A 14,033-nucleotide genomic window follows, 5' to 3' on the forward strand; every position below is an offset into this window, starting at 1 on the left:
CCGCGTCCTGGGCGAGCGGGCTGACCTGGGACGATAATCGGGTTCGTGGCACATGTTCTGCTGATCGAGGACGACGCGTCCATTCGCCGCAGCCTCAGCATGGCGTTGGGGCGGCACGGGCACCAGGTCCGCGCCGCCGAGACCGGAGAGGACGGTCTCGCGCAGTCCCGCGCCGCGTGGCACGAGGTGGTCGTGCTCGACCTCATGCTGCCCGGCATCGACGGGTTCGAGGTGTGCCGGAGGCTGCGGGCCGATTCGGGCGTGCCGGTCATCATGCTGACCGCGCGCGGCGACGATTTCGACGTCGTCGGCGGTCTTGAGGCGGGCGCGGACGACTACGTCGTCAAGCCCGTGGAGCCTCGTGTGCTCGACGCACGTATCAGGGCTGTGTTGCGCCGGGGCGTTGCCGAGCGGGCCCGTGCCGAGACGCACGCGGGGCTGACGATCGACCGGGGCGCGATGACCGTGGCCAAGGACGGCGAACTGGTGGCGTTGACTCCGACCGAGCTGCGTGTGTTGCTGGAGCTGTCACGCACGCCTGGCCAGGTGCTCAGCCGTCAGCAGTTGCTGGAGTCGGTGTGGGAACACGACTATCTCGGCGACTCCCGGTTGGTGGACAACTGCGTGCAGCGGCTGCGCGCGAAGATCGAGCCAGACCCGGCGTCTCCCGTGTTCGTGCAGACCGTGCGTGGTTTCGGCTACCGCTTCGGGCCGGTATGAGGCGGCTGACCGGGCTGCGGGTGCGGCTGGTGCTGGCCTTCGTCCTGGTGACGGTGGCGGGCGCGGCCGTGGCGGCGTGGGCGAGTCACGGCTCCACGCGTGGCTCACTGGTCGCCGAGGCGCAGCAGCGGGCCAGCGAGGATCTGCGGCGCCGGATCAGTACCGTGACCGCGGAATTGACCTACCCGCCCGACCAGCGGGCGCTGGATCGCCTGAAGTCCGTGGTGGGCGGGCCCGTGCTGGTCACGTACGGGTCGCTGACCTCGGCTGAGGGCGCCGGGCTCGACCTGGTGACCGACGACATGCGTACCGCGGTCCGTGACCGCGACGATCTCTTGCTCCAACGGGTGGCCTCGGCCGACGGGCCGAGGCTGCTGATCGGCACGCCGATCATCCATACCACTGTGGACGGTTCACGAAAGCCGTCCGGGATCGCCGTCTACGCCGTCCGCGATCTGGCACCGGCACAGCAACAAATCGACACCTCGGCGCGAGCCGCACTGACCACGAGCGCGTTGGCGTTGCCGGTCGCGGTCCTGCTGGCGCTGCTGGCCGCGCGCGGAGTCCTGCGGCCGGTACGCGACCTGGGCAGCACGGCACGGCGGATCGCGAGCGGCGATCTGGACGCACGGCTGCGGGTACGCGGTTCGGACGAACTGGCCGAACTGGCCGCTACGTTCAACCACATGGCAACCGAGCTCCAGGCCACGGTAGCCGAACTGCGCCGGATGGCCGCCGACGCCAGGCGGTTCGTCGCCGATGTCTCCCACGAGCTCAGGACGCCGCTCACCACCCTGACCGCGGTCGCCGAAGTACTGGAAAGCGAGGCGGAACGAATGACCCCGGACGCGCGGGAGTCGGCGCGGCTCGCGGTCGAGGAGACCCGCAAGCTGACCCGGCTGGCCGAGGACCTGGTCGAGGTGTCCCGGTTCGACGCGGGTGTGGCGACACTTCGACTGGAAGACGTCGGGGTACGTCAGGCCATTGAGGACTGTCTGCGTGCACGCGGCTGGCGTGCACGGGTCGGCCTGGACGCGCCGGACGAGATCGCCGCAGTCCTGGACCGGCGGCGGCTGGACGTGCTGGTCGCGAACCTGGTCGGCAACGCGCTCAAGCACGGACAGCCACCAGTGCGGGTGCGGCTGAGAGCCGACCATCGGCGCATCGACGTCACCGTGATCGATCACGGGCCAGGCTTGCCTGAAGGTGAGGAATCCAAGGTGTTCGAGCGGTTCTACAAAACCGACGCCGCCCGGACACGGTCCGAAGGCAGCGGACTCGGCCTGGCGATCGCCATGGAGAACGCCCGGCTGCACGGCGGCAGCATCGAGGCAGGCAACGAACCGCGCGCCGGCGCGAGGTTCACCGTCCACCTGCCGAGGTCCACGTGATCCGGCTCGCGGTGGCGTTGTGCGCAGCGGGAACGCTGGTCGCCGGGTGCGGGATCGAACCGACGGGCGTGTTCACCGACGGTGACGCGCCGACCGGTGTCGCTCCCGGCGTGACGTTGTTCTTCCTTGACCAGCAAGGCAACCTGCGACCGACCGTGAGTGAGACCAAACGGCTCGGTGACGTCACGCAGGCCGTCGACCTGCTGCTTCGCTTGGGTGACCGCAATCGCGAGGACGGCCTGCGTTCGGATCTGCCCGCGGTCGGCTCGCTGGGGCCGCAGGTGACGGTCTCCGACACGGTCGTCACGCTGCTCTTGCCCTTGGCGAGACGCGAGGTGGGGCCGCGCGGCGTCGACCAAGTGGTGTGCACCGCGCTCGGTGTTCACCGGCAGAGCGGTGACACGCGGGTGACCGGGGCCGTGGTGAGCTTCACCGACGGCACCACCATCGGGCCGAGGACGTGCCCCGCGTCCTGATCCGCGTTGCGACAGAACCGGGACACGACTTCCACCGGCGTCGGACACGGGCCCGGCAGCCTTGCGGCCATGACCTCACCTGTTACGTCCACTGTGGATGCCCGCGGGGTGCCGGAGAACCGTCTGCTCGGCGTGGACGTGGTTCGCGCGATCGCCATCATCGGCGTGTTCGTCATGCACTTCCCGATGACCGGCTGGCTGCACGCGGGGCCGCCGGCGGAGTCGTCCGGTTTCCTGCGCTGGCTGAACATCGAGACGTCCTCGCGTGCGATGAGCTTGTTCGTGCTGCTCGCCGGGGTTTCCATCGCCTTGATGACAGGCGGCTCGAAACCACACACCGGTCGGCGCATGACCACCGCGTTGCTGCGTGTCGCGGTACGTGCGGTGGTGCTGTTCCTGATCAGCCTCTGCATTGACGAGTTCGGTGCCTCGGTGATCGCGTATTACGCCGTGTTGCTGCTGTTCCTGATCCCTTTCACACAGTTGCGGCCGCGCACTCTGTTCGCGCTTTCGACTGTGTCCGTGCCACTGGTAACGCTGTACCCGATCTGGGTGTTCACCTCGCACACCGACTGGATGACGGCCGAGGTCCCCACCGGGCTGGCGGTGCTGACCCATCCGGGCCAGTGGGGTGACTACCTGTTCAGCCTCGTTTTCACCGGCGGCGGTTTCCAGGTCGTTTACGGTATACCGCTGGTGCTGGCCGGTCTGGCGATCGGCAGGCTCGACCTGCGCAGCCAGGCGGTACGGCTCCGCCTGATGCTCGTCGGAGCGGGCGTCGCGGTCGGGGCTTGTGTGGTGTCGTGGGTTGCCATGTACCCGTTGGGTTTCGCGTCAACCATCGACGAAACCGAACCGCCGGCGATGCCGTGGCAGGCGCTGTTCGCAATGCCGGGAGAGCGCTCGCTTTACGCGACGAGCGCGGTGGGTATCACGTTCATGGTCGGGGTCGCATTGCTGTTGCTCGGCGGTTTTCTCATGCCGGCGGATCGGCCACGCTGGCAGCGCGCGCTTTGGCCACTCGCCGCCGCGGGGGGCATGGCGATGACGTGGTACGCGGGGCATTTCGTCTATCTGAAGGTGATCGGAAACCCGCATGCGTTTTCGTCCACGCATTTTCTCGCGGTGGTGGCCGTGACGCTCACGGTGTCGGTCCTGTGGCGCCGATGGCTCCAGCGCGGACCTTTGGAATGGCTGGTACACAAGACAATCGTCACCTTTGTGCCAGGACGGCGGCGGACCGCGGCCGCGTGACAACGAGCGCCGCCGGGATCCCGGCGGCGCTGGGTGTCGTTCGCGGACAGCGTTTTATCCGAACCTATCCGGCGACATGATCCAGCAGACGACACGGTCACACCCCACAACCCGGTCATATCCGGTTGTTCACCGCAATTCGATTGTCCAGTTGTCTGGTGATGCGGCAGACAAGAGGACGACATCGGCGAGCGCCTGACACGATCGCCCCACCACGCACACGACTGGGGACAGATCAATCACTTCCACGATCACACAATGGAAGAAGGTGCGTCACCGTGTCCGAATTATCCGGTTTACCCGCGCAGGGGACGACACGCAGGCCAACGCTCCCATCCCTGACCGGAATGCGCTTCATCGCGGCGTTCTCGGTCTTCGCACTCGGCTGCGTGTATTACCTGTTCGCTTCGCCGGACCCGATCGTGTTCGAAGGCTCGTGGCACGCGGCCGCGGGAGGAGTCAGCTATTTCTTCATCCTCAGCGGATTCATCCTGGCCTGGTCGGCGCCGGCGGGCGACACGAACCGCCGGTTCTGGCGGCGGCGTTTCTTCAAAATCTACCCGAACCACCTCATCACATTCGTCGTCGCCGTCGTGCTCATAGCGTTGATGGCACCCGAGGCCGCCGTCGACAGCTGGATCGCGATCCCCAACCTGCTGCTCATCCAGTCGTGGTTCCCCGGGCTGGACGTGCGCGGCAGTTTCAACGGCGTCGCGTGGTCCCTGTCCTGCGAAGCCCTGTTCTACTTCTGCTTCCCGTTCCTGCAGCGACTGGTCGACCGCATCCGGCCGACCGCGCTGTGGTGGTGGGCAGGCGGCGTGGTGGCCGTGATCTTCGCGATCCCGGCGCTGTCAGCGGCGATCGGACCGGTCCAGGAGCCGCTGTCGCCCATCCTCGGGCTGACGGCGTGGGATTCGTACGTGGTCTACCAGCTGCCGCCGGTGCGAATGCTCGAGTTCGTCTTCGGCATCATCCTGGCGCGGATCGTGATGAACGGCCAACGGCTGCCACTGGGATTCGGTGGCGCGGTGGTGCTCGTGATCGCCGCGTTCGCCCTCAAACCGATCATCCCACCCGCCTACGCCACGGTCGCGATCACAGTGGTGCCCCTCGGCCTGCTGGTCGCCGCCGGAGCCGTCGCCGACAACACGAAGAAGCGAACGGGCCTGGCCAACCGCGTGATGGTGTGGCTCGGCGAGATCTCCTTCGCCCTCTACATGTGGCACTACATGGTCCTGCTGGTCGGTTACCACCTGCTGATCGAAGGCAAAGGACTGAGCACCGCGGCCACCATCGGAATCGCGGTCGGGCTCTTCGGAATCTCGATCGTCGTGTCCTGGCTGCAGTACACGATGATCGAACGACCCATCATGCGAAAGTTCGCCAGACCACGCCAACCCGCGCCCGCACCGAAACAACCCGCCGCCGCCTGACAACACGCGGACGGTGCCGCTTGAACGGCACCGTTCGCGTTCGCCGGTCAAGCGGAGGTGATCACGGAGCCGTCCACACGAGGTGCGGCGTGACGTTCGAACGAGCAGGAATGTAGTTGAGCGCGTTGTCGGCCTCTGCCAGCAGAACCTGCGTTCGTCCGTCCACAGTGGTCATTTACGCGCCGTCGTCGAGCGCCATCCCCCAGGCCACGATCTGCGCATCCGTCTGCTCACCGAGTTCCAGCACCACCGCGAACACCCGCGGCGCCTGATCCGCGACCATCTCCGCGATCAACTCGTCGAACACCTGCGATTTCGGCTTGGTACGACGGTCAAGGTCCGACTGGGGATCGTAGTCATGCACGGCTCACTCCGAGTTCGTTGCCACATCAGTACGGCGAACTGTGCCCGGACGATCCGCGATCGGGAATGGCCGGTTGTTGCCTCCGCGTTGTCACCGTGTTGCCGCGGGTTACCCTTGGTGCGACATTCGTGACATAGGAATGGTGTCTGATGACAACCGTTCACCGGTGGACCGGCCGTGAGACGAAGGCTCTGCGTCAGGCCATGCGCTTGAGCATCCGCGACTTCGCTGAAGTACTCGACGTAGGCGCACGTACCGTCGCCCGCTGGGAATCCCGTGGCCCGGATATCGTACTCACACCTGACAGCCAAGGCCTGCTGGACACAGCCTTCGCCCGCGCACCAGATGACGTGCGGCAACGCTTCTTGGCGCTCCTGCCGCCGGAGAAGCCGGTTCAGGAATCCGGAAATCCCCAATCAGTACGGATTCCGGTGATCGTGAACCACGGTTTGGCCGTTGGAGAGCGCAGCGCCTCGTGGACGGCTCTGGATCAGCAGGAGCAACAGCGCCTCGCCGCCGCATTGAAAGAACCCCGGCGAAACCTCGACGTCGAGGTGATCGGTTACTTCAACCGCCAGCTCTCGGTGCACATGGCGGACGACGGTACGGCGGGTCCGGCGAAGCCACTGCCCGCTGTGCTCGAACTGGCTGCGGCAGTGCAACAAGCTGCTCGTGATGTTTCGCCGCGAGTCCGGCGGGAACTGCTGGCCGTCAGTGCTCGCGTCGCGGAGTTTCTGGCATGGCTGTATCGAGATGTGTGTGAACCTGTGAGTGCTGGCTTTTGGCGTGACCGTGCGACCGAGTGGGCGCAGGAGGCTGGCGACAGCGCGATGCAGGGGTACGTCCTTCTGAAGAGGGCTCAAGCTGCGTACGACGAACGCGACGCCCTGCGCATGCTTACCTTGTCCCAAGCTGTCCGGACCGGGCCCTGGTGCTTGCCGACCAAGGTCAAAGCCGAGGCCGCACAACAAGAAGCTCGCGGGCACGCCATGCTCGGCCACCACCACGACCTGGTTGACCGCAATCTCGATGAAGCAAGACAGTTGCTCGAAGGTGCCGGCGCGTCATCAGCCGTTCCCGAAGAAACTGGCGCGCACTACAACAGCGAGCTTCTCCGGATACAAACAGCGATCTGCCGCACCGAGGCAGGACAACCAGGACGAGCGGTCGAGCTGTACCAGCGATCGTTGCAGACCAACCAGTTCTCTCAGCGTGACCGCGGCTACTTCTCGTCCTTGATGGCGTCAGCGCTCGCACTGGCCGGGGAGCCGGATGAGGCCGCCGGAGTGGCTTTGGCCGCTTGGCCACTGGCAGTGCGGACAGACTCCGGCCGCACGACCGCAGAACTGAAGAAGGTCCTTGTGGCTCTGCAACCATGGCGAGCACGGGCAACCGTGCGGGAGTTTCAGCGGATGGTTCTGGAACAGCCGGCTACTCGCACGTCAGCCAGTCCACGACCGTCCGGATGACGAAGGCCTGCCATTCCTGACTTCGCGGATCGGCGTAGGTGGGATCGTCGTGAACGGCGAAACCGTGCTGTGCCCCTTCGATCTCCACCAACTTGTGCACACATTTCAACTGGCGGGCAGCCGATCGTGACGACTCAACCGGTATGAAGGTGTCTTTCGTGCCGTGCACGATGAGGGTCGGTGCCTGGATCTCAGCGATCACAGCACGAGGCTGGAGCCAGAAGACCTCGTTGAGCAGAGCGCGTCCGAGCCTGAAGCTCGGCGAATGAGCCACGAATCCCGCCGCGGCCAGTGCCTTGCCTGCTTCTTCGTCGATACGGTCGTCGCGCCAGTACGGCTTGTCCGCCACGAACCGCTTCTTGTAGTCGAACAACGGGTTACCGAGGACGAGGCGGTCGACCAGGCCTGGCCGCTTGGCCGCGAAGTAGCCACAGATCCCTCCGGCGAAGCTGACCCCCAGCAGGCTCACCGCCTTCGCATCTGACAGCTCGGTCACGTGTTCGATGGCCGCGTTGATGTCGTTCAGCACAGCCGAAAGCGTCAGATCCTTCTGGTCGCCGTCGCTTTCCCCGTGCCCTCGGAGATCGAAACGCAGTGAAGCCACACCGGCTTCGGCCACGCCATCTGCCAGTCGCGCGAAGAATCCGGCTTCTTCCCGAGTCACACCGCCGCCATGGACGAGAACCAGCGCTCTGCCACTCGTGTGCTCTGGCATGACGGCTGTACCTGCGAGATTCAGACCATCGAACGTGCGGATCGCGGTACTGGTGACGCGGAGGGACATTCTGCCTCCTGAGCGCGGCTTGGCAGTTCCTGCCCATCCTTGCAGCAACCCGGTGGTGATGCCATCGACGCGCCCCGTGTCCCGACTGGTCAGGTCGCGAAACCTGGAGTACGCAAGACAGTTGCACCGGCTATGCAGCGAGGTCGATGGCCTTGCGCATGGCTTCGCGGGCGCGGCGGCGGTCGCCGGCGATGTCGTAGCCGTGGGCGAGGCGGAACCAGGCGCGCCAATCCTCTGGGGCGGCTTCGACTTCCGAGCGGCGCTTCTCGAACCACGCGTCCGCTGCGGCGCGGTCGACGCGGCCGGACGGCATTCGCGGGAGATCCGACGTGTCGGGCAGCGTGCCTTCGTCGGCGAGGCGTTTCGCCAGATTCTCTGTGCGCAGGCCGAACTGGAGTGAGGTGTACACCACCCAGCAACCGATCAACGGCAGCAGCAGGACACCTACGCCGAGGCCGATCCCGACCGCTGTTCCCGTTCTGATCAGTGCGAGCGCCCGCCCGGACAACAGCACGAAGTAGATCGCCAGCACTGCTGTCAGCAGCAGCGCTGTCGACCGGGCGGACAGCTTCACAGGTCCATCAGCTTGTCCAGGCCGACGATGAGGCCTGGGCGGCTCACGATCGAGCGCACCGCCAGCACCACGCCGGGCATGAACGAATTCCTGTCCAGTGAGTCGTGGCGGATCGTGAGGGTTTCCCCTTCGCCGCCGAACAGGACTTCCTGATGGGCGATCAGGCCCGACAGCCGCACCGAGTGCACGCGGACGTCGTCGACCAACGCGCCCCGCGCGCCGTCAGGGTCGTGCGTCGTTGCGTCAGGCGCTGAGCCCAGTCCCGCGGCCTGCCTGGCCGCACCGATCAGGCGGGCGGTGTGGGCCGCCGTTCCCGACGGGGCGTCGGCCTTGCGGGGGTGGTGGAGCTCGATGATCTCCACCGACTCGTAGTACTTCGCCGCCAGTTCCGCGAAGCGCATGGACAGCACCGCGCCGATCGCGAAGTTCGGGGCCACCAGCACGCCCACCTTCGGCGCGTCGGACAGCCACGAGGTCACTGTGTCGATGCGGTCCGTCGTGAACCCCGATGTTCCGATCACACAGTGGATCCCGTTGTCCACCGCGTAACGGACGTTGTCCATCACCACGTCCGGGTGGGTGAAGTCGACCACCACGTCCGCACCGGCGATGTCCGACAGCGGGTCGCCCACGTCGACCTTCGCGACGACCTCCATGCCGTCGGCCGCGTCCACCGCACGGCAGACCTCGGCGCCCATCCGCCCCTGCGCGCCGAGCACGCCAACGCGGATCGTCATCGCATCACCTCGTGAACCTCGACCGGCACTTCGTCGACGTGATCGTAGGGACCGACGACCGCGGCCGCGATCGGGCGCGACAGCAGTTCCTTCGCCAGCAAGGCGATGTCCTCCCCGGTCACCGCGTCGATCCGGTTGAGCGTCTCGCCGACGGTCAGGTAGTCGCCGTACGTCAGCTCGCCCTTGCCGATCCTGGACATCCGGGAACTGGTGTCCTCCAAGCCGAGCACCAGACCGCCGCGCAACTGTCCCTTGCCACGGGCCACTTCCGCGTCCGTCAGGCCTTCCCGCGCCACGTGCGCCAGCACATCGCGGATCACCGCCGCCGTCTCGCCGAGACGATCCGGCTGCACACCCGCGTACACCGACAGGTGCCCGGTGTCCGAATAGGACGCCACGGACGAGTACACCTGGTACGCCAGGCCGCGCTTCTCGCGAACCTCCTGGAACAGCCGGGAACTCATCCCGCCGCCCAGCGCCGCGTTCAGCACACCCAGCGTGAACCTGCGCTCGTCGTGCCGGTCCAGTGCGCGCACACCGAGCATGAGGTGCGTCTGCTCCGTGTCCTCCGTGTGCAGCACGAGCCGCGGCGCCGACGGAATCCGGGCACGGCCCCTGCGCGGCGCGATCGGAGCGACCTCACCGACAAGGCGGGCCTTCAACGCCTTACGCACCAAGCGAAGGACGTCAGCGTGCTTGATGTTCCCGGCGACCGCGAAGACCATCCGGGGCATCGTGTAGCGACGCTTGTAGAAGTTGTACAGCGCGTTGCGGCTGAGCTCGGTGATGGACTTCTCCGACCCGAGCACCGGACGGCCGAGCGTGTGATCCGGCAGCAACGCCGCGCAGAACGCGTCGTGCAGCAGGTCCTCCGGGTCGTCGTCGCGCATCGCGATCTCTTCGAGCACGACGCTGCGCTCGGTTTCCATGTCGCGCTCGGCGCACAGCGCCTCGAACACCACGTCGCACACGAGGTCGACCGCCAACGGCAGGTCCTCGTCCAGGACGTGCGCGTAGTAGCAGGTGTGCTCTTTCGCCGTGAACGCGTTCAGCTCGCCGCCGACCGCGTCGATCTCCTCGGCGATCTGCATCGCCGTGCGCCTGGACGTGCTCTTGAAGAGCAGGTGCTCCAGGTAGTGCGCCGCGCCGGCGACGGCGGGCTGCTCGTCGCGGGAACCGACCGCGACCCACATGCCCACCGACGCCGACCGCACACCGGGTACGTGCTCGGTCACCACTCGCAGCCCACCGGGCAGCAAGGTCCTGCGGACCTCACCCGACTCGGTGCGTTCCAGCGTGCGAGTGGTGCCGGGCTTCTGCTGCAGTAAGCCGCGGGCATCGCCCGCGGCTTGCGAACTGCGAACCGTCACGTGGTCGCGGGCTCCTCTGCCGATGCCTTCTCGTCGGACACCGCCGATGCCTTCTCGTCGGCCGCCACGGTGCCCGCGGGGGCCTCGTCGGCCTTCTTCTCGGCGTCCTCTTCCTTCACCAGCACCAGGCTGATCTTGCCGCGCGAGTCGATGTCGGCGATCTCCACGCGGAGCTTGTCGCCGACCTTCACGACGTCCTCGACCTTGCCGATGCGCTTGCCGTTGCCCAGCTTGGAGATGTGCACCAAGCCGTCCTTGCCCGGCAGCAGGGAGACGAACGCGCCGAAGGCCGCGGTCTTGACGACCGTGCCGAGGAAGCGCTCGCCGACCTTCGGCAGCTGCGGGTTGGCGATCGAGTTGATCTTGGCGATCGCCGCCTCGGCCGACGGGCCGTCCGCCGCACCGACGTAGATCGTGCCGTCGTCCTCGATCGAGATGTCGGCGCCGGTCTCCTCGGTGATCGAGTTGATCATCTTGCCCTTCGGGCCGATGACCTCGCCGATCTTGTCAACCGGGATCTTGACGCTGGTCACGCGCGGCGCGTAGGCGCTCATCTCGTCCGGCTTGTCGATCGCCTCGGCGATCACCTCGAGGATGGTCAGCCTGGCGTCGTACGCCTGCTTGAGCGCGGCGGCCAGCACCTCGGACGGGATGCCGTCGAGCTTCGTGTCCAGCTGCAGCGCGGTCACGAAATCCTTGGTACCGGCGACCTTGAAGTCCATGTCGCCGAACGCGTCCTCGGCACCGAGGATGTCGGTCAGCGCGACGTACTCCGTCTTGCCGTCGACCTCGTCGGACACCAGGCCCATCGCGATACCCGCGACCGGTGCCTTCAGCGGCACACCGGCGTTGAGCAGCGACAGGGTCGACGCGCACACCGAGCCCATCGAGGTGGAACCGTTGGAGCCCAACGCCTCCGACACCTGACGCAGTGCGTACGGGAACTCGTCCCGCTTGGGCAGGACCGGAACCAGGGCACGCTCGGCGAGCGCGCCGTGGCCGATCTCGCGGCGCTTGGGCGAGCCGACGCGACCGGTCTCACCGGTCGAGTACGGCGGGAAGTTGTAGTGGTGCAGGTACCGCTTCGTGGTCTCCGGCGACAACGAGTCGATCTGCTGCTCCATCCGCAGCATGTTCAGCGTGGTGACACCCAGGATCTGGGTCTCGCCGCGCTCGAACAGCGCCGAACCGTGCGCCCGCGGGATCACCGCGACCTCGGCGGACAGCTGGCGGATGTCGGTCAGGCCGCGGCCGTCGATGCGGACCTTGTCCCGCAGGATCCGCTGGCGGACCAGCTTCTTGTTCAGCGAACGGAAGGCGGCGCCGAGTTCCTTCTCGCGGCCCTCGAACTCCTCGCGCTCGCCGACCATCTCCAGCACACCGGCTTTGACGTCGTCGATCGCGGCCTCGCGGTCCTGCTTGCCCGCGATGGACAGCGCCTCGGACAGCTTGACCGACGCGGCGGCCTCGACAGCCTCGAAGGCGTCCGGCTGGTAGGCCGGGAACACCGGGAACTCCCCGGTCGCCTTGGCGGCCCGGTCGGCGAGCTCCTGCTGGGCGTCGCAGAGCGCACGGAGGAACGGCTTGGCCGCCTCGAGGCCCTCGGCCACGATCTGCTCGGTCGGCGCGGTGCCGCCCTCGCCGATCAGGTCGATCACGTTGTCGGTGGCCTCGGCCTCGACCATCATGATCGCCACGTCGTCGCCGACGTTGCGGCCCGCGACGACCATGTCGAACACAGCGGTCTTGAGCTGCTCGTAGGTCGGGAACGCGATCCACTGGTCCTCGACCAGTGCCACGCGCACAGCGCCGACCGGGCCGGAGAACGGCAGGCCGGCGAGCTGGGTGGAGGCCGACGCGGCGTTGATCGCCACGACGTCGTACAGGTCCTGCGGGGCCAGGCTCATCACCGTGACGACGACCTGGATCTCGTTGCGCAGGCCGTCGACGAACGACGGGCGCAGCGGGCGGTCGATCAGGCGGCAGGCCAGGATGGCGTCCGTGGACGGACGGCCCTCGCGGCGGAAGAACGCGCCGGGGATGCGTCCGACGGAGTACATCCGCTCCTCGACGTCGACCGTCAGCGGGAAGAAGTCGAAGTGCTCCTTCGGGTGCTTCGACGCCGTGGTCGCCGACAGCAGCATGGTCTCCTCGTCGAGGTAGGCCACGACGCTGCCCGCGGCTTGCTTGGCGATGCGACCGGTCTCGAAGCGGACCGTGCGCGTGCCGTACTTGCCGTTGTCGATAACGGCAGTGGTCTCGTGGACCCCAGCTTCCTGGGAGTCGGTCATGTAGTTGTTTCTCCTCGTTTTCACGGGCCCGCGGTCGGAACTTCCGCCGTCGACGCGGTGTGGACGAGGCCGGTCTTCGATCGAAGCCCCCGGGTTCCTCTTTCCTACCCGGAAGCCACTACCGAGGACCGGCGCAGATACTGCCCCGTCCGCCAGCCCTTGTGTTCCCTTGTCAATGTGCGGAGGGGGAGCGACCGGACGCCGCTCCCCCTCCCGAGCTCACCTGCGGAGGCCGAGCCGCTGGATCAGCGACCGGTACCGCTGGATGTCCACCTTGGCCACGTAGTTGAGCAACCGGCGGCGGCGACCCACCAGCAGCAGCAGGCCGCGGCGGGAGTGGTGGTCGTGCTTGTGCTCCTGAAGGTGCCGGGTCAGGTCGCTGATCCGCTTGGTCAGCAGCGCGACCTGCGCCTCGGGTGATCCGGTGTCCGAGTCGTGCAAGCCGTACTCGCCGAGGATCGTCTTCTTCTGGTCGGTGGTCAGCGCCACGCGTGTTCTCCTTGTTCTCTTCTCTGTCCCGTGAGGACGCCTCGCGAAGAGGCGTTAGTCGGTACCAGCCGCCACGGACCACAGCAGGACCCAACTACGAAGGGTATCAGGACCGATGCGCACGCAGGCAACCGAGCGGGCACCACACGCTCGGAGCGGACACTCAACCAGGTTGTCCCCCATCCTACTGAATCGAGGTCGTCGAACGCTCGTGCTTATTTCCCACAGGTCAGTGGCCTGACCGGATGTTGAGTGCGCTGCTCGCGTTCGCCGGTGTGGCGTTGCTCGCCACACCGGTACCCGGTCCGGACACGGCCGTGGTGATCAAGAACTCGGTCACAGCCGCCCGCCGCGCCGCAGGGGCGTGCCACCCGTGGCGCGTTCCAGGAGGGGCTGCTGACCAACGCGCTGAACCCGAAGACGGCGCTGTTCATGTCCGCCCTGCTGCCGCAGTTCATCGAGCCCGGCGCGTCCCCGCTGGTCGGGGTCTCCCTGGTCGCGACGACCGCCGTGGTCAGCTTCGGGTGCATGGCGATGTACTCGATCGGTTTCTCCACGATCGGGCACGTGCTGCGACGGCCACGCGTCCGCCGCGCCATCGACGGCGTGATGGGCACGGTCCTCGTCGGGTTCGGGGCCAGGCTGGCCGCCGGGTAGCCGTGGGGGCTAGCTGGGTCGTAC

13 protein-coding genes and 1 pseudogene are annotated in these 14,033 nt (G+C 67.0%); 7 read left to right on the plus strand and 7 right to left on the minus strand.

The genetic code is table 11. The annotated features are described in order from the left end of the window. The first annotated feature begins 45 nt into the window (after positions 1-45). The 5 genes from AOZ06_RS44095 (at position 46) to AOZ06_RS44115 (ending at position 5,274) form a co-directional block, all read left to right on the plus strand. On the plus strand, positions 46-720 hold the full coding sequence (locus AOZ06_RS44095; protein WP_054294807.1) for a response regulator transcription factor: 675 nt from the start codon (positions 46-48) through the stop codon (positions 718-720). Further along, complete coding sequence (locus AOZ06_RS44100) at positions 717-2,111, plus strand: sensor histidine kinase (RefSeq protein ID WP_054294808.1); 1,395 nt, start codon at positions 717-719, stop codon at positions 2,109-2,111. Before AOZ06_RS44095 ends, AOZ06_RS44100 begins: the two co-directional genes overlap by 4 nt. Then, a complete protein-coding gene (locus tag AOZ06_RS44105; protein WP_054294809.1) occupies positions 2,108-2,587 on the plus strand; it encodes a hypothetical protein in 480 nt (159 codons plus the stop codon). Before AOZ06_RS44100 ends, AOZ06_RS44105 begins: the two co-directional genes overlap by 4 nt. Before the next feature lie 93 nt (positions 2,588-2,680). Then, positions 2,681-3,841 (plus strand): DUF418 domain-containing protein, encoded by a 1,161-nt coding sequence (locus AOZ06_RS44110; protein WP_169799070.1) that lies wholly within the window; start codon positions 2,681-2,683, stop codon positions 3,839-3,841. A 278-nt stretch (positions 3,842-4,119) separates the two neighbouring features. Further along, positions 4,120-5,274: an acyltransferase family protein gene (locus tag AOZ06_RS44115; RefSeq protein WP_169799071.1), complete on the plus strand. Its 1,155-nt coding sequence runs from the start codon at positions 4,120-4,122 to the stop codon at positions 5,272-5,274. A gap of 175 nt (positions 5,275-5,449) precedes the next feature. Here AOZ06_RS44115 and AOZ06_RS44120 read toward each other — a convergent pair whose 3' ends face one another. After that, complete coding sequence (locus AOZ06_RS44120) at positions 5,450-5,638, minus strand: hypothetical protein (protein ID WP_054294812.1); 189 nt, start codon at positions 5,636-5,638, stop codon at positions 5,450-5,452. Between the two features lie 149 nt (positions 5,639-5,787). Between AOZ06_RS44120 and AOZ06_RS57385 the strand changes: the two genes are divergently transcribed. Then, complete coding sequence (locus AOZ06_RS57385) at positions 5,788-7,107, plus strand: helix-turn-helix domain-containing protein (protein ID WP_157233579.1); 1,320 nt, start codon at positions 5,788-5,790, stop codon at positions 7,105-7,107. Here AOZ06_RS57385 and AOZ06_RS44130 read toward each other — a convergent pair. The 6 genes from AOZ06_RS44130 to rpsO form a co-directional block, all read right to left on the minus strand. After that, a complete protein-coding gene (locus AOZ06_RS44130) occupies positions 7,070-7,891 on the minus strand; it encodes an alpha/beta hydrolase (RefSeq protein WP_054294814.1) in 822 nt (273 codons plus the stop codon). The two genes, AOZ06_RS57385 and AOZ06_RS44130, sit on opposite strands and share 38 nt — an antisense overlap. Positions 7,892-8,021: 130 nt before the next feature. Further along, positions 8,022-8,459, minus strand: coding sequence for a hypothetical protein (locus AOZ06_RS44135; protein ID WP_054297374.1), 438 nt, complete (start codon positions 8,457-8,459; stop codon positions 8,022-8,024). Between the two features lie 2 nt (positions 8,460-8,461). Further along, positions 8,462-9,202, minus strand: coding sequence for a 4-hydroxy-tetrahydrodipicolinate reductase (gene dapB, locus AOZ06_RS44140; RefSeq protein WP_054294815.1), 741 nt, complete (start codon positions 9,200-9,202; stop codon positions 8,462-8,464). Further along, positions 9,199-10,572 carry a M16 family metallopeptidase gene (locus tag AOZ06_RS44145; protein ID WP_083472338.1) on the minus strand — a complete coding sequence of 458 codons (1,374 nt, stop codon included), beginning with the start codon at positions 10,570-10,572 and terminating at the stop codon, positions 9,199-9,201. The genes dapB and AOZ06_RS44145 overlap by 4 nt, the downstream gene beginning before the upstream one ends. Then, positions 10,569-12,863, minus strand: coding sequence for a polyribonucleotide nucleotidyltransferase (locus AOZ06_RS44150; RefSeq protein WP_054294816.1), 2,295 nt, complete (start codon positions 12,861-12,863; stop codon positions 10,569-10,571). The genes AOZ06_RS44145 and AOZ06_RS44150 overlap by 4 nt, the downstream gene beginning before the upstream one ends. 219 nt (positions 12,864-13,082) lie before the next feature. Then, complete coding sequence (rpsO, locus tag AOZ06_RS44155; RefSeq protein WP_054294817.1) at positions 13,083-13,352, minus strand: 30S ribosomal protein S15; 270 nt, start codon at positions 13,350-13,352, stop codon at positions 13,083-13,085. Positions 13,353-13,706: 354 nt separating this feature from the next. On the opposite strand from rpsO, the pseudogene AOZ06_RS44160 reads away from it, so the two are divergent. After that, positions 13,707-14,009: pseudogene (locus tag AOZ06_RS44160) on the plus strand (LysE family translocator); the annotation flags it as partial. Positions 14,010-14,033: the final 24 nt, after the last annotated feature.

The sequence above is a fragment of the Kibdelosporangium phytohabitans genome (assembly GCF_001302585.1).
GTDB lineage: Bacteria > Actinomycetota > Actinomycetes > Mycobacteriales > Pseudonocardiaceae > Kibdelosporangium > Kibdelosporangium phytohabitans.

Bases quoted from the DNA above. Each gene is read 5' to 3' on its own strand.
- AOZ06_RS44100 (WP_054294808.1), top strand. From the start codon at position 717: ATGAGGCGGCTGACCGGGCTGCGGGTGCGGCTGGTGCTGGCCTTCGTC.
- AOZ06_RS57385 (WP_157233579.1), top strand. From the start codon at position 5,788: ATGACAACCGTTCACCGGTGGACCGGCCGTGAGACGAAGGCTCTGCGT.
- AOZ06_RS44130 (WP_054294814.1), bottom strand. From the start codon at position 7,891: ATGTCCCTCCGCGTCACCAGTACCGCGATCCGCACGTTCGATGGTCTG.
- dapB (WP_054294815.1), bottom strand. From the start codon at position 9,202: ATGACGATCCGCGTTGGCGTGCTCGGCGCGCAGGGGCGGATGGGCGCC.
- AOZ06_RS44150 (WP_054294816.1), bottom strand. From the start codon at position 12,863: ATGACCGACTCCCAGGAAGCTGGGGTCCACGAGACCACTGCCGTTATC.